The 20,463-nt window shown below is 73.3% G+C and carries 16 protein-coding genes; 9 read left to right on the top strand and 7 right to left on the bottom strand.

Features of this window, described 5'->3' with window-relative positions; translation table 11 throughout:
• A partial coding sequence (locus I6A81_RS30845) for a TetR/AcrR family transcriptional regulator (RefSeq protein ID WP_307875020.1) occupies nucleotides 1-522 on the bottom strand: 522 nt, incomplete at its 3' end.
• A 729-nt stretch (nucleotides 523-1,251) separates the two neighbouring features.
• On the opposite strand from I6A81_RS30845, the gene I6A81_RS30840 reads away from it, so the two are divergent.
• From I6A81_RS30840 to I6A81_RS30820, 5 genes are all read left to right on the top strand, one after another.
• Nucleotides 1,252-2,586 (top strand): ABC transporter substrate-binding protein, encoded by a 1,335-nt coding sequence (locus I6A81_RS30840; RefSeq protein WP_202999773.1) that lies wholly within the window; start codon nucleotides 1,252-1,254, stop codon nucleotides 2,584-2,586.
• Between the two features lie 175 nt (nucleotides 2,587-2,761).
• The gene (locus I6A81_RS30835) at nucleotides 2,762-3,979 is read left to right on the top strand and encodes a CaiB/BaiF CoA transferase family protein (protein ID WP_202999772.1); all 1,218 of its coding nucleotides are present in this window, start codon (nucleotides 2,762-2,764) and stop codon (nucleotides 3,977-3,979) included.
• 68 nt (nucleotides 3,980-4,047) lie between these two features.
• Nucleotides 4,048-4,500 (top strand): pyridoxamine 5'-phosphate oxidase family protein, encoded by a 453-nt coding sequence (locus I6A81_RS30830; protein ID WP_202999771.1) that lies wholly within the window; start codon nucleotides 4,048-4,050, stop codon nucleotides 4,498-4,500.
• Between the two features lie 94 nt (nucleotides 4,501-4,594).
• Nucleotides 4,595-5,662 (top strand): aldo/keto reductase, encoded by a 1,068-nt coding sequence (locus I6A81_RS30825; protein ID WP_202999769.1) that lies wholly within the window; start codon nucleotides 4,595-4,597, stop codon nucleotides 5,660-5,662.
• Nucleotides 5,655-6,518, top strand: coding sequence for a mycofactocin-coupled SDR family oxidoreductase (locus I6A81_RS30820; protein WP_202999767.1), 864 nt, complete (start codon nucleotides 5,655-5,657; stop codon nucleotides 6,516-6,518). Before I6A81_RS30825 ends, I6A81_RS30820 begins: the two co-directional genes overlap by 8 nt.
• A 48-nt stretch (nucleotides 6,519-6,566) precedes the next feature.
• On the opposite strand, the gene I6A81_RS30815 is transcribed toward I6A81_RS30820, so the two are convergent.
• From I6A81_RS30815 to I6A81_RS30790, 6 genes are all read right to left on the bottom strand, one after another.
• Complete coding sequence (locus tag I6A81_RS30815; RefSeq protein WP_202999765.1) at nucleotides 6,567-7,376, bottom strand: spirocyclase AveC family protein; 810 nt, start codon at nucleotides 7,374-7,376, stop codon at nucleotides 6,567-6,569.
• A gap of 121 nt (nucleotides 7,377-7,497) precedes the next feature.
• Nucleotides 7,498-7,686, bottom strand: a complete 189-nt coding sequence (locus I6A81_RS30810; protein WP_202999764.1) for a hypothetical protein — start codon at nucleotides 7,684-7,686, stop codon at nucleotides 7,498-7,500.
• 494 nt (nucleotides 7,687-8,180) lie between these two features.
• A complete protein-coding gene (locus I6A81_RS30805) occupies nucleotides 8,181-9,224 on the bottom strand; it encodes a hypothetical protein (protein WP_202999763.1) in 1,044 nt (347 codons plus the stop codon).
• 6 nt (nucleotides 9,225-9,230) lie between these two features.
• On the bottom strand, nucleotides 9,231-13,784 hold the full coding sequence (locus I6A81_RS30800; RefSeq protein WP_203010386.1) for a hypothetical protein: 4,554 nt from the start codon (nucleotides 13,782-13,784) through the stop codon (nucleotides 9,231-9,233).
• A gap of 3 nt (nucleotides 13,785-13,787) precedes the next feature.
• Nucleotides 13,788-14,588, bottom strand: a complete 801-nt coding sequence (locus tag I6A81_RS30795; RefSeq protein ID WP_203000955.1) for a hypothetical protein — start codon at nucleotides 14,586-14,588, stop codon at nucleotides 13,788-13,790.
• Entirely contained in the window at nucleotides 14,585-16,072 is a 1,488-nt protein-coding gene (locus I6A81_RS30790) for a hypothetical protein (protein WP_203000957.1), read from the bottom strand. The genes I6A81_RS30795 and I6A81_RS30790 overlap by 4 nt, the downstream gene beginning before the upstream one ends.
• Nucleotides 16,073-16,547: 475 nt before the next feature.
• Between I6A81_RS30790 and I6A81_RS30785 the strand changes: the two genes are divergently transcribed.
• Genes I6A81_RS30785 through I6A81_RS30770 form a run of 4 tightly spaced genes read left to right on the top strand, consistent with a single transcriptional unit; the run spans nucleotide 16,548 to nucleotide 20,410 of the window.
• Nucleotides 16,548-17,663: an isopenicillin N synthase family dioxygenase gene (locus tag I6A81_RS30785; RefSeq protein ID WP_285222699.1), complete on the top strand. Its 1,116-nt coding sequence runs from the start codon at nucleotides 16,548-16,550 to the stop codon at nucleotides 17,661-17,663.
• Nucleotides 17,660-18,658 carry an ABC transporter ATP-binding protein gene (locus I6A81_RS30780; RefSeq protein WP_203000961.1) on the top strand — a complete coding sequence of 333 codons (999 nt, stop codon included), beginning with the start codon at nucleotides 17,660-17,662 and terminating at the stop codon, nucleotides 18,656-18,658. Before I6A81_RS30785 ends, I6A81_RS30780 begins: the two co-directional genes overlap by 4 nt.
• Nucleotides 18,655-19,509: a phytanoyl-CoA dioxygenase family protein gene (locus I6A81_RS30775; protein WP_203000963.1), complete on the top strand. Its 855-nt coding sequence runs from the start codon at nucleotides 18,655-18,657 to the stop codon at nucleotides 19,507-19,509. The genes I6A81_RS30780 and I6A81_RS30775 overlap by 4 nt, the downstream gene beginning before the upstream one ends.
• Nucleotide 19,510: 1 nt before the next feature.
• On the top strand, nucleotides 19,511-20,410 hold the full coding sequence (locus I6A81_RS30770) for an alpha/beta hydrolase (RefSeq protein ID WP_203000965.1): 900 nt from the start codon (nucleotides 19,511-19,513) through the stop codon (nucleotides 20,408-20,410).
• Nucleotides 20,411-20,463 lie beyond the last annotated feature (53 nt).

The following is a 20,463-nucleotide window of genomic DNA, read 5'->3' as shown; positions in this document are numbered from 1 at the left end:
CGCGCCGGCCGCGCGCAGGGCGGCGAACTGGTCGGCGGGCAGCCCGGAAAGGAGTTGGTCGAAGCCGTCGGCGCCGGTGGCGCCGCGCGATCCGCGACCGGCGGCGCTGCGCTCGATGTCGACGACCCCGGCCACGAACTGGATCATCACGGCGGCCGCGCGGCCGGCCTGCCCGGCGGTCAGCCCGGCGTCGAGGAACAGGGCGAGCGCGGCGTCGACGAGGCGCAGCGTGTTCGGCCCGTACCCCGGCCTGCTCCGTCCCGCCGACGGGGGCAGCGGCTGGGCGAGGAGCACCCGGCGAAGCTCGCGCATGAGCCCCTCGGCATCGGCGCGCCAGCCCCGCCCGGTGGCCACAAGGCGGACGTCCGCCAGGACGTGGTCGGCGATCAGCGTGATCAGCTCGTCGCGGCTCGCGATGTGCCGGTACAGCGAGGGGCTGCTGGTGTGCAGCCGTTGCGCGACGGCCCGCACCGTCAGCGCCTCGACGCCGCCCGCGCGCAGGACGTCCAGGGCCGCCTCCACGATGCGCTCGGTGGACAGACCACCGGCGCGGGGGCGGCGTCGGCGGGCGACACGTTCCGTCCACCACCGGGCCGACCCGGGCTCGGCGGGCTCGGCGGCGCCCGGAGCGCACCCGTGGGGCGGTTTCCCGCCTGACTCCGCAAGTGATCGCCGCTGCACCTCACCATCGAACACCACCTTGACACTATGCGAGCAAGACTCGCATACTCGCCCTCACGAAAAGCGAGCAGTGCACGCATATAGGCGGCACAGGTAGCCGCGATCCGGGTCCGCCGCCTGTTCCTACGCCCGTCCCGGGACCCGGGACGGGCGTGGCCGGTCCGAACTGGAGGGGTATCAAGGGGGAGGTGCCATGACCGCGGTGATGCGCGACGTCCAGGTACCCGAGGTCGCCAAACACGCCTTTGTCCTGTGGCCGCGGCACTCCCAGCTGGCCGGGGCGCCAACGCCATCAAGACCGGGCATGTCGAGTGTGCCGACGCCATGTGCGGCCTCGCGCCGTCCGGCAGCGCGGTGATGCCGACCAAGCGCCGGGTCTTCTAGCGGCGCGCCGAGCCTCCAACGACCTCATCGCCACACAGGCGCACCCCTGACACCAGCAAGATCGTTGATCTCAAGATCCCGAAGGGTTGGTGTCCGACTCCCCTCGCCGCCTCGGCGGTCGGCGAGATTCCCGCGATCACCGACTCAGCGATCGACCACCAGACGTTCGTCAACAAGGAGGAGAACATGTCACCCATCCGTGTACTGGGCGGTCGACAGGCCGTCGCCCGGGCATCCCGGACCGGCGTATCCGAGAAGTCGCCCAGCGGGCCGACCGGGTTAAGGCTGGCCGGCGTCGCGGTCCTCGCCGCGAGCCTGGCGTTCGTCTCGGCCTGTGGCGGCGACTCCGACGAGCCCTCCCCCGCGGCCAGCAGCCCCGCGGCCTCCGGGAGCATCCTCGGCCCGATCGCCCAGGCGACCGGGGAGCCCGTCAAGATCGGCGTGATCACGGACGGGGCCAGCCCGACCGCCGACCACACCAACGACAACAAGATCGTCGAGGCCACCACCAAGTACCTCAACGAACACAAGTCCGGGATCGGCGGCCGGCCCATCGAGATCTCGCTCTGCGAGACCCTGGGCGACCCGTCCAAGGCCACCGACTGCGGCAACGAGCTGGTCGAGAAGGACGTCTCCGCCGTCCTCATCGGCACCTCCGGCGTCGTCGAGAGCGCGTGGAAGCCACTGAACGACGCCAAGATCCCCGTCATGCTCTACGGCTCGAGCGACCCCGGCCTGCTCTCCAGCCCGACGACCTTCACCCTGGGCAACCCGACCTTCCCCACCATCCAACTGCCGATCCAGGTCGCCCAGGACCAGGGCAACAAGAAGGTCACCACCGTCGTCATCGACGTCCCCGCCGCCCTGCACTCCGCGCAGGAGGTCGCGCCGCCCCTGTTCGAGAAGGCCGGCATCGACTACGAACTCGTCCGCGTCGCCCCCGGCACCGCCGACATGACCCCCCAGATGCAGCAGGTCGCCGCCAACGGCTCCGACGAGGTCTTCATCATCGGCAACGACTCGTTCTGCATCAGCGCGATGAACGGCCTCAAGGCCGTCGGCTTCACCGGCACCATCAGCGCCATCTCCCAGTGCATCACGGACTCCACCCGCACCTCGGTCTCCGGCAGCACGCTCAAGGGCATGGTCATCAGCGCCACCGCCCCGATCGGCCCGGACAGCCCGTCGATGCGCCTCTACACCGAGGTCGCCGAGACCTACGGCAAGGACGTCGACCTGTCCTTCCAGGACAGCATGATCATGTTCATCATCATGAACGGCTTCCAGACGGCGACCCAGGGCATCACGGGTGACATCACCCCCGAGAGCATCACCGCGACCATCAAGGCCATGGAAGAGACGGAGCTGCCCGGCGCCGCCGGGCTCAAGTTCCGCTGCAACGGCAAGGCGATTCCGGAAGAGCAGGCCGTGTGCGTCACCGGCGGTCTGACGACCACCCTCGACGACAAGGGCCACCCCGCCGAGTACAAGGTCCTCGGCAACACGCCGATCGCGAACTGACGTCCCAGGTGGGCCGGAGGGCACCGACGCCTGAGCATCGTGTGCCCTTCGGCCCGCCGTGGCCCGATCACTCCCGTTGATGTCCGCCGTGCCGGTTCGCGCGCGGCAACGGCATGGGCACGACCGGATCCGGCGACTCCGGTCGCCACATCTGCTGTGAGGTGGGAGGACGTTCATGACTGCGGTGATGCGTGGTGTTCGGGTACTTGAGGTCGCCGAACACACTTTCGTTCCGGCCGCCTCCGCGCTGCTCGCGGACTGGGGCGCCGAGGTCATCAAGATCGAGCATGTCGAACGCGGTGACGCGATGCGCGCCCTGGCGGCGACCGGCGTCGCGGTGGTGCCGACGTCGGCGAACGTCCTGCTCGAACACTCCAATCGAGGCAAGCGCAGCCTGGGACTTGATCTCGGGTCGGAGGCTGGACGAGACATCCTCTACCGCCTCGCCGCGACCTGCGATGTCTTCCTGACCAACAAGCTGCCAGCCGTGCGCACCAAGCTGAAGATCGACGTGGAGGAGATCCGCGCGCACAACCCGCGGATCATCTACGTCCGTGGCACCGGGCAAGGCGAGCGAGGGCCAGAGGCCGACCGCGGTTCCTACGACTCGCTGGCCTTCTGGGCCCGCACGGGTGCCGCCGTCGGCGTGATGCGCCCCGAGTACGGCCACGTCCCGGTCCCCCCGGCACCCGGCTTCGGAGACTCTCTCGGCGCGATGACGATCGCCGGCGGGATCATGGGCGCGCTTTACCACCGGGAACGGACCGGGGAAGCACCCGTCGTCGACGTCTCCCTGCTGGGAACCGGCATCTGGGCGATGGGACAGGCGCTGGCCCTGTCCCTGCTGCTCGACGTTCCCTGGACCCCGCCGCCCGCCGGCGCCGCGCGGGCGAATCCGCTGTCCGGCAACTACCAGACCAAGGACGGCGACTGGCTGGCCTTCACCTGCCTACAGGCGGGCAAGTACTGGCCGCCGCTGTGTGCGGCGATCGGCCGGCCGGAACTGGCGACCGACCCCAGGTTCGCCACCCACGAAGCGCTGCTCACGCACAGCACCGACGCCATCGCCCTGCTCACCGGCGTCTTCGCCGAGCGGTCGGTCGGCGAGTGGCGGGAACGGCTGGCGTCCTTCACCGGGCAGTGGACGGTCGTGCAGAACACGTTGGAGGCCGCGGCCGACCCGCAGACCGTCGCCAACGGCTACGTCCAGGAGTGCGCCACCGCCACGGGCGTCCCCGTCCGCCTGGCCACCGCTCCCGTGCAGTACGACGAACAACCCGCCCGCCCCGGCCGCGCGCCGACCTTCAACGAGCACGGCGACGGCGTCCTCGCCGAACTCGGCTTCGACTGGGACTCGATCCTCGACCTCAAGCTTCGCGGCGTCGTCGCCTGACAGGGCGCGCCGCCGCGCCGATCTCCGCGCCGACCGGCCATCGCGGGACACCTGAAAGGACGAGCGTCATGAAGGATCAGCGACGTGGCCGGAAGATCGCCATGACCCCGGCGGAGGTCGACGCCTTCCTCACCGAGGAGCGGACCTGCCGGTTGGCGACCATGGGCGCGAACGGGCCACACGCGACACCGCTGTGGTTCGTCTGGAACGGGACAGCCCTGTGGCTCAGCTCCCTCGTGAAGAGCCAGCGATGGACCGACATCGAACGCGACCCTCGGGTCGCGGTCGTCGTCGACGCCGGCCACGATTTCCGAGAACTGCGGGGAGTCGAGCTGCGGGGCCGGCTCGAAAGCGTCGGCGAGGTTCCCCGCGTCGGCACCCCGGACCCGGACCTCGACGCCCTGGAACGGCTGCACGCCCTGAAATACACGGGCCGCGAGGAGAAGCACTACGACGGGCGCCACGCCTGGCTGCGCCTGACTCCCGAAAAGATCACGAGCTGGGATTTCCGGAAGATGTGACGCGAGTTTCCGGCGCGGGGCGGTACTCGACGTCGGAGGTAGGTGAAGGCCATCCACGCATTACCGGCACAGTACCGATCGCCTAAGGAGTCCGGTGAAGTACCGTAAGTTCGGAAAGACGGGCGTCGAGGTGAGCAGCCAGTGCCTGGGAACGATGACGTTCGGCCGGCTGGGCAGCACCGATCCCGCCGACTGCGTGCCGATCATCCATCGCGCGCTGGACGGCGGAATAAACTTCATCGACACCGCCGACGTCTATTCCCACGGTGAGTGCGAGGAAATCATCGGGCAGGCGGTCAAACCACGCCGGGACGAGGTGGTGCTCGCCACCAAATGCTTCTTCCCCATGGGTGGCCGCCTCCAGCGAGGTTCCTCACGCCGGTGGATCACCCAGGCCGTCGAGGACAGTCTGCGACGGCTGGGGACCGACCGCATCGACCTCCTCCAGATACACAAGCTCGACTGGGACACCGACCTGGAGGAGACCCTCGGCGCGCTCACCGACCTCGTGCGGCACGGCAAGGTGCTCTACCTGGGGTCGTCGTCGTTCCCGGCGGACTGGATCGTCGAGGCACAGTGGGCGGCGGCCCGGCGGGGCAGTGAGCGGTTCGTCTGCGAGCAGCCACAGTATTCGATCTTCGCCCGGTCGGTGGAGCAGGCGGTGCTTCCCGCCTGCCAGCGACACGGGATGGCGGTCATCCCGTGGAGCCCGCTCGCCGGCGGCTGGTTGACCGGCAAGTACCAGCGCGGCCAGGAGCCTCCAGCCGGTTCACGCTACGACCCCACCAGCCCCTTCATGCAGGGAACCGTCAGCACGGCCGCCGAACGCGCCGCCCCCGCCAGGTTCGACGCGGTGGACGCCCTTCGCGATGTCGCCGCCCAGGCGGGCATCACGCTCACCTCGCTGGCCCTCGCGTTCGTCTCCAGCCACCCCGCCATCACGTCGACGATCATCGGACCGCGCACGGCAAAGCACCTGGACGACGCCCTGGACGCCGCGGACCTCGAGCTCAGCGGGGACATCCTCGACGCCATCGACAAGATCGTTCCCCCGGGCGCCGACCTCCCCGGCATCGACCATTTCACGCAATATCCATCCCTGCTGCCCGCGGCTCGCCGCCGACCACCGCACTTTGCGCACCACGGAGGACACGATGGGTAAGCTCGACGGCAAGGTCGCCTTCATCACGGGCGCCGGGCGGGGCCAGGGGCGTAGTCACGCCGTCAAGTTGGCAAGCGAGGGCGCCGGCATCATCGCGGTGGACATCTGCGAGGACATCCCGACCGTCAACTACGAGATGGCCAGCGCGGAGGACCTGGCGCAGACCGTCAAGGAGGTCGAGGCCGTCGGCGGCAGCATCGTCGCCGTCAAGGCCGACGTGCGCATCAAGGAGCAGGTCAGGGCCGCGCTGGACCAGGGCCTCGCCCGCTTCGGCCAGGTCGACATCGTCTGTGCGAACGCCGGCATCCTTCCGATGAACGATCGCACTCTCATCGAGGGCTTCATCGATGGAATGGACGTCGACTTCGTCGGCGCGCACAACACGGTCGCCGTCGTCGCCCCGCACCTGCGGTCGGGTGCCTCGATCATCATCACCGGCTCCTGCGCGGGCCTGATGAAGAACACCACCGAGGCGATGGGCAGGACCGGCGGCGTGGGATACTCGTTCGCCAAACGGCTGATCTTCCAGTACGTCGAGACCCTCGCGCTGCAGCTGGCCCCGCACAACATCCGGCTGAACGCCGTCCACCCGACCAACGTCAACACCCGTCTGTTGCAGAACGACGACATCTACCGCTCGTTCCGCCCGGACCTGGTCGCCGAGGGCAAGACCCCAACCCGCGAGGACGCGGAGGCGGCCTTCCCCGGGATGCAGCCGATGCCGATCCCGTACCTCGAGACGAGTGACGTGTCGGCTCTGGTCACCTTCCTGGCCAGCGAGGACTCCCGCTACATGACCGGCCAGAACCTCCTGCTCGACGCCGGCTCGATGCTCAAGGGCGAACGCGCGATCTAGTGGACGCCCCGCCCCGGGTGAGGCGCGTCGCCCGGGGCCCGTGATCGTTCACTGCCCGCCTCCCGCGCCGCCGTGCAGGGGCTGGTTCGGCACGCCGGGGAACAGCTCGGTCGTCGGACCCACGGTCACGTCGCCGTTCAGCTTGGTGACGAGGTGGGGCGCGAACACGGCGCCGTAGAGCAGGTTGCCGAGCACGACCACGGAGACGACCGACAACGCGACCGCGCGGCCTCGGGTCTTGGTCCGCCGTTCGGCCCAGGTGTCGATGATCGTGCGGCCCTGCGCGTCGGTCCGGCCGAGGAGGTAGGTGAACACCATCATCTGCACGCCCATCGCGAGGGCGTCGTACAGGGGGTACTGGTGCTTGGTTCCCTCGAACATCGCGAGACCGGGGATGACGCGGCCGTAGTAGAAGACGCCGGCGCGGACGCCGAAGACCCCGTTGAACAGCAGCGCCCAGGCGTAGCCGACGACGAGCCCGACCGTGAGCAGGCCGATCGGTCGTCGCCACCCGAACCTCGCGCGCAGCCGCCGCTCGAGCGCGACACCCAGGAGCGCCGGCAGCACGAAGTACTCGATGTAGCCCAAGGGCACCGACGCTGGCAGCCCGCCCCAGGTCATGTTCAACGGCCACCACGAAGGCATGCGCGGCAGGGCGGGCGCGAACTGCGCGTACATCGCCCAGTCGTACGGCGCCTCGATCCAGGAGAACGAGATCGCGCAGACACATAAGAGCAGCAACGGATGCAGGCGCCGCCGGCGAACGGTGAGCACGATGCCGATCGCGAGGAACGACAGGCCGCCAACATAGGCGAACACCTGGCCGAACACGAGCGCGGGCGTCGCCTCGTCGCTCACCGGTCGCCCCCCGACGTCCGCGAACGCCGCATCTCGGGGTCGAAGCGCAGCACCAGGACGTAGACGAGCACGACGAGAGCGAACAGCGTCCCGAGCATGATGAGCGCGCCCATGTCGCTCCTCAGCCCAGCCGGGCGGGTAGCGCGGCCCAGCCCCGGGCGCTCAAGGTATGGGCCGTGCGACCCCCCTCGTAGTCGATCCTCCGGCCGCGCCAGCGCGTCAGGGCCTCCCCCAGTGCTTTCGCCGTGGCGGGGTTGATGGTCGCGCAGGTGCTCGCCAAGCCATCGACGAGCTGGCCGTCGATCAGCATCCGCGGCTCGGCCACGAATGGTGGGATGTCAGGCATTGACCTCGCCCTCCGGCACGACGTGGTGAATGAGTTGAGGCAAACCGCGTCGTCCCGCGGCGAGCCAGGACGTGCGGCAGGCCCGTCGCCTTGCTGGTCACCGCCCGGTGCGGGCCGCCAGGCAGTAGTCGATCGCCCAGCGGCACCATCCGGGTGTCGACCCCGACGGCGCACCAGGCTGGTGGTGCACGCCCCAACCAATCTCAAACATTGAACCTAATAGTTGTTCCGACCGTAGCGGGACCGCCGTCGTCAGTCAACGCCCGGACGCACCCGCTGGAGCGCACGAACCGCGTCACCCGTCGCGCGTCAAGGGGAACCGACGATCAAAGACCGGTCGGCATCGGCACTCGACGGTCGACCTGGTGCCGCCACATCAGGTGGTTTCCGGACGCCCCGTGCGGCAAGAAAACCCAGCGGTCGCCCTCGCTGGGGCGGCGGTGCCCGACCGGCCTATCTCAGGCCGCCGCGAGATCCGCGGCCCAACTGGCGAGCGCCGCCGGCGGAACGGACTCCTGCGCGATCCGGCCCTGACCGTCCCGGATGGCACCGAGACGGTCCCACAGCTCGGGCCCCAGCCAGTCGCGGCCCAGGCCGACGGGCCAGGTGACGGTCCCGGGGTCCTGGAGCGGGCGGTCGACCATCGCGGCCCAGAGGCCCGCGGCCGGGCGGACGGGGATGCCCTCGGCGGCGCCAGCGGTGGCGGCGCCCACGGCGATCATCAGGCCAGCCGGGTCAAGGTCGCCCCAGTACCAGACGACGCCGCGTACCGGGCCGCGCCCGGCGACGTCGACCGCGAGCGCGGTGACCTGGGACGGGAAGGTCGCCCCCGATCCCCAGGCGACCGCCCCGACCGGATGGCCGCCGAAACCGGCGAGCATCTCGGCCGCGACCCAGTAGGTGTCACTGTTCTCCACGACCAAAAGGTCCGGCCCCGCCCCGACCGGCGCCGCCGGCAGCGGCGCCGGGATCCGCGCGCAGCCCAGCAGGTCCAGGCTGAGTCGCCCCTGCCCAAACAGCCCGGTCCTGGCCAGCGCCTCCAGCCGCTTCTCGTCGCCGAACAGCTCGACCGACCGGTACCGCACGGGTACACGCCCCGGCGCACCCGCGGCGCGGACCAGCCAGTCGTTGACGGCGACGAGGTCGCGGAACTGGGCGTCGGACAGGGTGGCCAGCGACGCGGCCCAGCCCATCCGCGCACACCACGGGAACCGCGTCCAGGGCCGCTCCCGGGCCGCCCGCCGCGCGCTCGGAACGCTGACGGATCTCGGCAGCGCCGGCACGGTGGAGGCGTCCCACGCCCCAACCGGCAGCGTGAGCACGCCGGCCCCCTCGAGGGCCTTCAGCGCGGTGAGCAGCCCTTCGGCCTGGTGGACGGTCCCGACCAGGCGCGGCGCGGCCGCCGCCCACAGCGGCCACAGCACGTCGAGTGCCACCCGGACCTGGCCGCGGCCGACGAGCGCCGCGCGCAACGCGTCGACCTCGGTCTGGCGGACGAGCACCGGGGCTCACTCGCCGATCCGGTAGGCGCTCGCGTCGACCCAGTTCCGCTGCGAGTCAGGGTCGCGTCCCGACGTGAGGGCGGCGGTGACGTCGACACCGTCGACGACGGCCGCGCGCAGCCGCAGGAACGACAGGTTGCGCCGCAGGTCGCCGTCGTTGCGAAGCTTGACGATGACCGATCCCTCACCGGTGAACGCGGCGTCGACGCCGGCGTCGTTGAGCCCGGTCGCGCACACCAGCTGCAGGCCGGTGTGCGCCGCCAGCCGGTGCTGCATCGCGATCAGCGCCTCGGCCGAGGCCGCGCCGAACGGGTTGTCGAGGATCAGCGTTCCCGGTGGCCGGGCGCCACCCGCGCGGTGGGCCGACCGGACTCCGGACAGCGCGCAGTAGACGAGCACCGCGAGGGTCAGGACCTGCCCGCCGGAGAACTCGTGCGGGATCCGGTCCGGCGGGCAGTACATCACCTTGCCGTCGATGCGCGGCTTGAGGATCTCCACGGTCCACGCGCCGGCCCGCGGCCGGTCCACGACCGTGTCGCGGACGGCATCCGCGAGCCAGCGGGTCCGCGCCTCCGACGACGACGCGCGTTTCGGGTTCGCGGCGAGCTCGACCGCCCACGCGTCGATCCGCGCGGCGAGCCGCGCGACGGCGGCGTCCTCCGGCGCCTCCTCGAACACGATCTTCACCGCGGGCCGGTGGGAGAGATCGCCGAGCCCGCCGGGAAGCCTGGAGGTCCGCGACACCTCCTTGAGCAGGCGCCGCTGGTCGCGGCACAGCGAGACCAGCCCGTCGCGGATCAGCTCCCGGTGGGTGTCCATCTGGTCGAGGTCGGCGCGCGCGGACCGGGTCATCGCGTCGATCCGGCGGGCGAGCAGCGCCGCCTCCGCCACCAGGTCGGGTTCCCGCAGCGAGCGCAGCCGCACGGCGATGGGCGCGTCGAGCTCGCGCCAGCGCGGGTCCGTCGCGACCGCGCGGGCGTCGGCGACCGCGTCGCGCAGCGCGTCGCGGGCCGCTCGCTCGGCCTTCTCCGCCTGGTTCAGGGCGGTGATCAGCTCTCGCATCCGGGTGCGGGCGGCCTCCTTGGTCCCGTCGAAGACGGAGTCGGTCGGCGGCTTGTCCGCGGTCCACATCCCGGAGGTGTCCGACAGCGCGATCACGTCCTGGGCGACGAGCTCGTGCAGCTGGCGGGCTTCGGTCTCAGCCCGCTCCGCCTCGTCGCGCCGGGCGAGCAGCTCGGCGTTGCGGGCCTCCAGCCGTTCCAGGACCGCGGGGATCTCACCGGGAGAGGCGGGTCGCCACTCGGGGATGTTCGCCAGGTCGACGTGGTTGGGCCGGTCGGCAGGCCGTGCCGACCGCTCCGCGGCGTCGGCCGCCCGCCGCTCCGCCTCGGCATGGATCCGGCCGGCCTCCGCGGCGGCGGCGTCCTCCCGGGCCTGCCGCTGGGCGCCCGTCCGCAGCTGCGCCGACGAGGCCTCGATCGTCCCCGCCAGCACCCGGGCCCGCTCGACCGCCGCTTGCGGGTAGCGCGGCAGCCGGCCGCGCAGGTCGCCGAGAACGCGTTCGGCCCGGGCGAGCGTCTCGGCCTCGACCATGCCCTGCTCAGCGCTGGCCAGCTCGGCGCGCACCGAGGTCCACGCCTGGCGCGCGACGTCGAGGCTGCCTCCGGGGTCCGGCCCGGCGACGTCGACGCCGAGCTCGTCGCGTTCCCGCAGCCACGGCTCCCGGTTCGCCAGCGTCCGCGCGGCGCGCCCGTGGGCTGCCCTGGCCCGGGCGCGGGCGCTCGACTCGGCCTCCCGGGCCTCCTCGGCGTCGCGCAGGGCGCGCTGGCGGTCCCGCTCGACGCCGGCCCGGCGGTCCGCGGCCCGCTCCGCCGCCGCGACCACCGGCGTGAGCCCGCGCGCGGCCTGTTCGTTCGTCCGCGCGCCGGCGGAGCGCGCGAGCGCCAGATCCCGCTCCCGCCGCGCGGTGGCGACCTGGGCACGCGCGCTGTCCCGCTGCGCGCGCAGCGTCTCCTGGCGGCGTTCCGCGGCGGCGACCTGGTCGGCGGACGCGCGTGAGCGCCGCACCAGCTCGTCCCGGCTCGCTCCTGGCCAGCGGGCGACGAACTGCGCGCAGGCCGCCGAGGCACGGCGGTGCGCCAGGGCGGCCGCGCGGGCCGCCGCGGCGACGGCGGCCGCCGCGGACCGGGCGGCGTCGAGCTCGTCACGCCGGGTGGCCGCCCAGGCCCGGTCCCAGGTAGCCCGATGCGGCAGGACAACGTGCCGCCGCGCCCCGTCGCGCCCGGCCGGCCCGGAAGGCTCGGAAGGCTCGGCCGGGCCGGCCGCCTCGGCCGGCCGTGGCGCCGGTGGCGGGGTGACGAGCGCGACCGGCGACCGCGTCATGAGCTCGGCGTCGGTGAGCACGGCGACGGCGGCGTCGAAGCGGGCCGGGTCGGTGACGACGACGCCGCCGGCGAGCTCGGGACGCGCGCCGATGAACGCCGGCCGCGCCGCCGCGTCGACGACGTTGTGCTCGATCCACTCCAGGCCGGTGACCGCGCCGAGCCGGGCGTCGACCAGGACCGCGAGCACCGCGAGCGCGTCCGCGGCGCCGGGCGCCGTGCCCGTCCCGTCGAGGTGGTTGAGCTCGTCCGCCGCGATCTTCGCCACCTGCTCGTGCTCGGCGGCGCGGCGGTCGGCCTCGCGGGCCTCCTCGTCGGCCGCGTCCGCGGCGCGCCCCACCTCCGCGGCGTCGCGGGGCCCGTCCGGAAGCCGCGACCGGAGAGTCTCGTGGCCGGCGAGGGCCGTGACGTCGTCGTCGAACGCCCGGCGCGCGCGCTCGTCGTCGCCCGCGGCGGCCCGCAGCCCGGTGAGCTGGCCGTCGAGCAGGTCGAGCGCGCGCACCGCGGCCTGGTGGGCCTCGTCCGCCTCGTCGGCCGCCGTGCCGTGCGCGTCCGCCTCGTCGTCGGCGGCCGTGGCGGCCAGCGCCCAGCGGTGCTGGCACGGCTCTGGGCGTTCCCCGTCGAGCAGCCAGCCGGCCGTGACGGCGGCGTGGGCCGCCGCGTCCGCCGCGGCGACGGCGGCGTCGATCGACTCCAGTTCCCGCCGGGCGTCATGCGCCCGGCCGTCGGCCTGGGAGCGCCGGTCCACGGCCTCGTCGGCGGCCCGCTCGGCGGTCGCCGCCTCGTCGCTGGCGACGGCGGCGACGGCCTCCGCCTCGTCCGCGAGCGCCTGCAGGCGTCCCGCCAGCGCGGCCCTGGCTGTTCGCGCCCTGGCCCGCAGCGGCTCCAGCCCGGCGTCGGCGGCCTCGTAGGCCGCCCGGGCCGCGTCGCGGTCGGTCCGCGCCCGGTCGATGTCGAGGACGAGGTCGACCGCCTCCCAGGCCGCCGACTCGGCGGCGGTGGCGCGCGCGTCCGCCGTGGCGCGCCCGACGGCCGCCTCGGCCGCGGTGAGGCGCGCCCGCGCGTCCTCGAGCAGCAGCTGGAGCCGGATGTCGCTGATCTGGCCGTACTCGCGGCGCGCAGTCTGGAAGGCCAGCGCCGCGGCCTGCGCCGCCTGCTCCAGATCCCGCAGCGACGTCTGGTCGCGGCTGACCCGGTTGTCGAGCGCCGCCGCGTGCTCCCCGCCCCCGAGCCGCGCCCGCACCGTCTGCCCGCCGGCGTCGTCCGCGATGCGCGCCCGCGCGCTGACGGCTTCCAGCCGCGCGCCGACCTGGGCGCCGAACTCGGCCAGCGCCGCGAGCCCGGGCCGCGCGACGGCGAGCGCGGCATAGGGCCCGAGCTTCGCGGTGAAGTCGGCCAGCTCGCGGTCGTCGTTGAGGGCGGCGATGAAGAAGCGGACGACGTTGTCCGGCGAGTCGAACGTCGCGAGCAGTTTCTCGGCGCCGGCCTCCGAGTCGTTCATCCGCATCTGGTAGCCGAACAGCACCGGGTCGATGCTGGTGAGCCGCTCCAGCGTCTCGGTCCATTCCTGCTGGGTCTGCGTCATCGCCCACTGGGAGCGCGGCCGGGCGGACAGGGCGCTCGACACCTGGCCGACGAACGCCTCGAACGTCGTCCGCCGGCCCTCGGACACGAACGGCAGGTCGTCGACGCCGTAGTCGCCCGGCCCGGTCCGGAACAGGTACCAGGCGCGGCGCATGTTCGTCGTCGACCGCTGCCGATGGCCGGGCTGGCGGCGGCCGTCCTTCCACTCCATCACCGTCCCGGTCACCGTCCGGGTCCGGCTGGCCGCGTCCTCCCACTCGCAGACCACATGCGACGTGTCCCCGGTCAGCACGTAGTCGCCGAGGTTCTTGCCGCCGACCTGGGCGCGCGCCGCCGGCACGACGAGACTGGACACCAGGGTGATCAGCGTCGACTTGCCGCCGGTGTTCGTCAGCGAGAGCAGGACCCGCGAGGCCGCCCCGTCGCGCGCGGTGAAGTCGAGGTCCAGTGGGTCGAACCGGGCGCCGTCCGGGCCGACGCCGCGCAGGTGGACGCGGCGCAGCCGCAGCGGCGGGGTCGGCAGCGCCTCCGGGCTACTCGGCGCCGCCGGCTCGTCCCACGCGAGACCGGTCTGGAGCCCGCGGGCGGAACTCATCGGCTACCCCTGCCCGTCATGGTCGCGGTCGGTCCCGCTGTCGTTGCCGCCGTCGGTCTCGCCCTCGCCGCCCGGCCGGCCGGTGCCCGGCTCGTCCGGCGGGTGCTCGGCGATCCCGTTCACCAGCGCGTACAGCTCCGAGTCCGCGCACAGCTCGGCCACCGCGTAGCGAAAGCGCGGCCGGCTCATCCAGGTACCGCCGTCGGTCTCGCCGCGGGCGGTCAGGTAGCCCGCGTCCGCGAGGATCCGGCACACCCGCGCGACCACGCCCTGGCGGTCGCTCACGGACTTGCGGCGCGCGTTCGGGCGGGCGGGCGCGATCGCCTGCCACCGGCGCCACATCTCGACGCTGTCGTCGTCGAGGTCACCGTCGCGCTCGCTGCGCTCCTCGTGGGCCTGCGCGGCCCGGTCGAGGGTATCGACGACCGTCTGCGCCGTGAAGACCGCGACCCGGTCGGGGTCGTTGAGCATCGACGGCTCGGGATAGGCGGTGCGGGCGACCGCGAGCACCACCGCCCCGACGACCGCCCGGTGCTGGGGCTGTGCCCGCTTCATGACGTCGCCGGCGGTGAGGCGCAGCGACGACGTCGCCTCGGCGGTGACGATCACCCCGTCCGTCGCGGTGACGACCACCCGCAGGCCGGCGCCGGTGAACATCGCGTCGGCCGCGCTCGCGAAGTCAGGGTCCTGGAGGTAGCGAGTGACCACCTGGTGGTAGTCGTCGTGCCGGGCGGGGGTCTCCCGGGGGCGCGCGGCCCACGCGAGCAGCCGGCCGAGGTCGAGGGCGTCGCCTGCGAGGGTCATCCAGCCAGCTCCGGTTCGAGGTCGCCGGGTTCGTGGGACGCGTCGTCCCGCTGCCAGGGCACGTCGCGCGCCGCGGGCCGGGTCGGCGCGGCGGCGTCGATGTCCGCCGTCACCGTCGCCGGGACGAGCAGCAGGTCGGCCGAGCGGACCTGGCCCGTGTCGAGCGCGGCGCCCGTGTCGACGCCGACCACGACCCGCTCGCCGCTCGTGCGCCCGGCCAGGCGGGTCGTCCACGCCCGGTGCGCCGCGTGCACGACCGCGGCGGCCAGCGCCGACGGGTCGAGCGGCTCGCCGTCGTCGTCCTGGGCCCCGGCCGCGGTCTCCTCGACCCGGGCGAGCAGCTGGGACAGCCGGATCGGCTCCTCCAGCGCGTCGAGCATCGCCGCGACGGTGTCCTCGTAGGGCTCCCACCAGGCCCGCTCGGTGGAGTCGGCGAACTCGGGCTCCTCCACCTCCTCGCCCTGCCCGGGCTGGCGTGGCGGCGCGCAGAGCTCGTCGACGAGCGTCGCCAGCGACGGCCACCAGCGCGCCGCGATCCCGCCCACGGCCGCCAGCAGCCGGGGCGCTACGGCCGCCGCCTGCCCGGTGGGGCGCAGCAGGTACGGATCCAGCAGGTCCGAGCCGATGTTGGCCAGGTGCGCGGCGCCCACCGGGCGGCCGAACCGGTCGTCGAGGGCGTCGCGGAGCCGGCCGCGGGCCCCGATCAGATGCCCGTGCAGCTCGTTGTGCCGATGTCGGCACTCGCGGAGGATCTCCACGAGCTGGTTGGCGGAGGCGAGCCGGACGGAGTCGGTCAGGTCCCCGCGCCGATCGGCGACCGCGTCGAGCAGTTCCGTCTCCGCGGCGAGGCGTTCCGCCACATGGGTCAGCGCCGTGTCGAGGACCGCGGGGACGTCGTCGACCCAGTCATGGGTGTCGGGGTCGATCAGCGTGTCCGCGACGATCCGGCGGACCTTCTCCTGCAGCTGGATGGACCGGTAACGGGCATGGCGCGCGATCGCGACGGCGGACTCGATCGCGCCCCGCGCGATGAGGGCGCGCAACTGTGCCTCATTGGCGACCTGCGCCGCCTCGATCTCCAGGTCGAGCGCGTCGATGAAGATGTTGATGGCCTGTTCCGACGCGCGCAGGTGCTCCCCGCCATCCGGGCTCGCGTGCGCATAGAGCAGCCGGAATCGCTGCGCGAGCCATTTCGGGCCTTCGTCACTGTGCACGAGATAGGGGACGGTCTCGACGTCGGTCGTCACGAGGGAGACGACCACCCGTTCCGCGACCGCCCGCCACTGCGTGGGCGCGGCGTCGGGCACCTGGCGGGCGGCCTGCCCGCCGGCATAGTCCACGGTCTCGTCCCAGGTACGACCGGCCGAGATTCCCATCGCGAGCGCGACCTGGTCGATGACGGCAAGCGCGATGTTGAACAGGTCGTAGCGATGCCAGAAGTCCCCGTCCAGGCTCGACTTGGTCCGTTCGATGTCGGTAAGCACCTGTATCGGCGCCAGGGCGCGCCGCCGCCGGGCAATCGATACGTCATCCGTCGGGATCGCGATGCCCCAGTCGGCGGGCTCACCGGAAGGCGCCCACCCCTCCGCCATCACGTTCCCTTCGCGGCCCGAACAGGTCTGACACAAACATCCAGCTATTTCGCCGTCGTCATCCAGGGAGAACTCCCGGGCTTCCGACCGTGTCCACACAGGGAAGGTCCATCACCGCACGCCGCCCCCGTGACGCCGGATCGGCCCGCCCCCGCTGACAGACAGTATCCGACAGGTCCGGCAACGCCGGCACGGCCGAGGCGTCTCGGCGAGCGGCGGCGCGACCCGCCGCGCTCCGGCGCGCGGGCCGGGGCGCTCCCCCAGTGGTCACCGTGGGTGATGTCGCTACTTCGTTGGCGTCAGGCCGGCCGGGTCGGCCGGGTCGGCCGGGCGGTCGACGCGGGACCGTAACGGAGCAGTCATCTCGATGAAAATAGATCCCATCAATATTTTGCCCGTGGGAGCGGGAGCGCGAGAGCCGAGCAGCCAGGGTCTGGCGGTGATCGATGTCAGCGATATTGAAAGAGGTAATGCCGCTGCGTTGGCGGACGTGGCCGCGCGGGTCGACGCCGCGTGCACGGCGACCGGGTTCTTCGTCGCTGTCGGTCACGGCGTCGACCGGTCGCTGACCGCCGCCGCGCTCGCCGCCGCGAACGATCTCTTCAGGTCCGACGGCGTCACCAAGGACGGTCTGCGCCTTCAGTGTCCGCCCGGTGTGCAGCGCGGCTACTACGGCCTGGGCGCCGAGGCCCAGGCACTCGCCGCCGCGCCCCCGACAAACCCTGCCAGCGGCTCCGGGCCAGCCGATCCGGCCACGGCCGCCGGGCGGGCCGCGCCAGCGGATCCGGCGGCGGATCGGCCCGACCTCTCCGAGACGTTCGCGATCGGGCCGGAGCCGCCCGTCGACGCGGGGCCGTTCACGGCCGGCAACGTCTGGCCGCCCCACCTCCCCGGCTTCCAGCGGACCTGGATCGCCTACCGGCGGGCCATGGAGGCCTTCGCGCACCGGCTGCTCCAGGTCGCCGCGCTGGCCCTGCGTGACGACCCGCGCGCCTTCGACGCCCTGGTGACCCGCCCGATCGGTACCACCCGGGCGAACCACTACCCGGCGCTCGCCGCGCCCCCCGAGGCCGGTCAGCGGCGCGGTGGCGCGCACACCGACTACGGGACGCTGACCGTCCTCGCCGTCGACGGCCACCCCGGGCTGGAGGTCCGGGTCGGCGAGGCCTGGGTCCCGGTCACCTGCCCGCCCGACGGCCTGGTCGTCAACGTGGGCGACCTGCTGGCCGTGCTGAGCGGCGCGCGGTGGCGGTCGGCCTGGCACCGGGTCGCGGTGCCGCCCGGCCGGCCGCCCTACCCGGCCCGGACCAGCATCGCCCACTTCCAGTTCCCGAACCACGACGCCGTGATCGACGGTGTCGATCCGGCCGGCCGACCGGTCTCGATCACCGCCGGCGCCTATCTGACGACGAAACTCGCCCAGCTCGGCCGGGTCGCGCCACGCGCCACGACCGTGCGCCACCGCAACGAGGTGACTGCATGACCGCCGCCCCGAGCACGGCCGCCACCAGCGCGGCCGCCCCGGCTGGGACCGCCGCGGCCGGCGGCACGGCCCCGGCCGTGTCGGCCACCGCCGGGACGTTCACCGCCGGGAAACCCGCCGTACCCGCGCCCCGCTCCCCTACCGGCCCCGGTATCGGGTTCGCCGCCGTCTCCAAGACCTTCGACGCCGGCCGCCGAGGTGCCCTGCGGGCACTCGACCAGGTCAGCTTCGAGGTCGGCGGCGGCGAGTTCGTCTCCCTGCTCGGCCCGTCCGGATGCGGGAAGTCGACGGCGCTGCGGATGGTCGCGGGCCTCGAGGCGCCCACCGGCGGCGAGGTCCGGGTGCTCGGCCGCCCACCGGCCGAGGTGGTGTCCGAGCACCGGCTGGGGATCGCCTTCCAGGACCACGCGCTGCTGCCCTGGCTGGATGTGCGCGGCAACATCGCGCTGCCGTTCCGGGCCGTCGGCCGGCGGGTCGACCGGGACCTCGTCGACGAGCTGATCGAGCTGGTCGGCCTGACGGCCTCGGCCGGGCTGCGCCCGCGCGAGCTGTCCGGCGGGATGCGCCAGCGGGTGTCGATCGCGCGTTCGCTGGTCCTGCGGCCCGACGTCCTGTTGCTGGACGAGCCCTTCGGCGCGCTGGACGCCGTCACCCGCCGCCGGCTCAACCTCGAGCTGCAGCGGATCTGGGCACAGCGACGGATCACCACCCTGATGGTCACGCACGCGGTCGACGAGGCCGTGCTGCTGTCCGACCGGGTCGTGGTGATGAGCGCCCGGCCGGCCCGGGTCGTCGACGTCGTCACCGTGCCCTTCGACCGCCCCCGTGGCCTGGAGCTGCTGACCGACCCTGCCTTCCACGAGCTGGAGGACAGGCTGACCCGCGCCCTGCTCACCACGGCGCCGGGCGCCGCGGCCACCGAGGCCGCCGAGGCCGACGGCCCCGCCGCCACCCGTGCCGGCGCCACCGACGCAGACCTGGAGGAGTCATCGTGACCGACACACGGCCGCGGACCGAGCAGCCACCGTGGGAGCGGTTCGCCGCGACCCTCGAGCCGTGGCTGGTCGAGGTGCCCGCGGGCGGCGCCGTCGCCGGGGAGCCGCTCGGCGAGGAGATCGCCCGGATCTTCGACGAGCTCGGGTTCGTCCTCGTCCGCGGCGCGCTGCGCCCGGCCGAGGTCGACGAACTGGACGACGAGCTGGTCCGGCTGCACCGCGCGCTGATGCGGGGCGAGCTCGACCCGCGCCACGGCGCCGCCGAGCTCGAGCCACCCGGCGAGGTGCTGGTCGACGGCCTGCCGTTCCGCAACTACGTCGTCTACGTCAACCAGGCCTCGGCGCTGGTCGACCGGGTGATCCACGGCTCGCTGATCAGCTCGCTCGCGCCCCGGCTGCTCGGCGGCGAGTCCTTCTTCTACGACTACGACCGGCACGGCGTGATGTACCTCGACGCCCGCGGGGCGTCGCTCTACAAGGGCCTCGTCTGGCACCCGGACTACGAGTCCACGCCGAACCTGCCGATCTGGCCGGCGGTCGCGTTCACCATCAACCTGGACGACACCTCGCCGGAGAACGGCTTCCTGCGGATGCTGGCGGGCAGCCACCGGACCCCGCCCGCCGAGCGCCCGGAGCGGTACCGCAAGGTGCCGGGCGAGGTCGCGGTCTACTGCCAGCGCGGCGACCTGCTGTTCCACCACAGCCATCTGTGGCACGCGGCGAGCCGGCCCAGCAACGACGAGGCGATCCGCCGGCACCTGCGCGGCAAGTGGTGCTCCGGCGCGCCCATCGCCGCCGGTGCCTGGGACGGCCGGTTCGACAACTCGGCGACGCGGGCCAGCGGGCGCTGACATGGCCGTCCTCAACGTCGAGCGGTACGGGGACCCGGACGGGCCGCCGCTGCTGGCGATCCACGGGATCACCGGCCACGCCCGCCGCTGGGAGCGGCTCGCTGGCGAGGGCTGGCCGGCCAGGCGAACCCTCGCCGTCGACCTGCGCGGGCACGGCTTCTCGCCGTGGGAGCCGCCCTGGTCGCTGGACCAGCTCGTCGACGACGTCCTCGACACCCTCGACGCGCTCGGTGCCCCGACCGTCGACCTGGTCGGCCACTCCTACGGCGGCGCGGTCGGGCTTCGGCTGCTCGCCCGCGCGCCCGACCGGCTGCGCCGCCTCGTGCTGCTCGACCCCGGGCTCGCCCGGCCGTCGGCGCTGATGGCCGCCGAGGCCGAGGCGCTGCTGGGCAACGACGGCTGGGCGGACCTCGAGGCCGCGATCGTCGCCCGCAGCGCCGGCTGGCTGAAGTCCTCGCCGGACAGTTCCGCGCTCGCCGGGGCCCTGCGGGTCGGCGCCTCGGCGCCGGGCGACGGCGTGCACCCCGCGATCCGGACGGAGATCGACCACCACCTGTTCGAGGGAGCCGACGGCCGGTACCGGTTCCGGTTCAGCCGGCCGGCGGTCATCGCCGGGTTCGGCGAGCTGTGCCGGCCGGTGCCCGAGATCCCGGTGGCCCGCCCGACGCTGGTCGTCGTCGCCGGGCAGGCCGGCGTCGTCACCCCCGGCGTCCTCGCCCAGCTGCGCCGGCAGCTCGGCGACCAGCTCCTCGTCACGACCCTCGACTGCGGCCACATGGTCGCCTGGGAGCGTTTCGAGGACACCGTGTGCCTGGTCGAGACGTTCCTGACCCGCCCCGGTCCCGTCGGTCCGGCCGGCAGCCCCCGGCCGGCCGCCAGCCCCGATCCGGACCGGCCGTGACCCGGCGCGCCGACGCGCCGGCGTTCGCGCGGCACCGGGCGCCAGCGCCCGCG

Source organism: Frankia nepalensis (genome assembly GCF_016786325.1).
GTDB classification, from domain to species: domain Bacteria; phylum Actinomycetota; class Actinomycetes; order Frankiales; family Frankiaceae; genus Pseudofrankia; species Pseudofrankia nepalensis.
This window is presented reverse-complemented; position numbering and strand designations above follow the sequence as displayed.

Excerpts from the sequence above, each read along its gene's own strand:
- I6A81_RS30830 (WP_202999771.1), top strand. The coding sequence starts at position 4,048 with ATGAAGGATCAGCGACGTGGCCGGAAGATCGCCATGACCCCGGCGGAG.
- I6A81_RS30780 (WP_203000961.1), top strand. The coding sequence starts at position 17,660 with ATGACCGCCGCCCCGAGCACGGCCGCCACCAGCGCGGCCGCCCCGGCT.
- I6A81_RS30820 (WP_202999767.1), top strand. The coding sequence starts at position 5,655 with ATGGGTAAGCTCGACGGCAAGGTCGCCTTCATCACGGGCGCCGGGCGG.
- I6A81_RS30835 (WP_202999772.1), top strand. The coding sequence starts at position 2,762 with ATGACTGCGGTGATGCGTGGTGTTCGGGTACTTGAGGTCGCCGAACAC.
- I6A81_RS30800 (WP_203010386.1), bottom strand. The coding sequence starts at position 13,784 with ATGAGTTCCGCCCGCGGGCTCCAGACCGGTCTCGCGTGGGACGAGCCG.
- I6A81_RS30785 (WP_285222699.1), top strand. The coding sequence starts at position 16,548 with ATGAAAATAGATCCCATCAATATTTTGCCCGTGGGAGCGGGAGCGCGA.
- I6A81_RS30810 (WP_202999764.1), bottom strand. The coding sequence starts at position 7,686 with ATGCTGATCGACGGCCAGCTCGTCGATGGCTTGGCGAGCACCTGCGCG.
- I6A81_RS30795 (WP_203000955.1), bottom strand. The coding sequence starts at position 14,588 with ATGACCCTCGCAGGCGACGCCCTCGACCTCGGCCGGCTGCTCGCGTGG.
- I6A81_RS30770 (WP_203000965.1), top strand. The coding sequence starts at position 19,511 with ATGGCCGTCCTCAACGTCGAGCGGTACGGGGACCCGGACGGGCCGCCG.
- I6A81_RS30840 (WP_202999773.1), top strand. The coding sequence starts at position 1,252 with ATGTCACCCATCCGTGTACTGGGCGGTCGACAGGCCGTCGCCCGGGCA.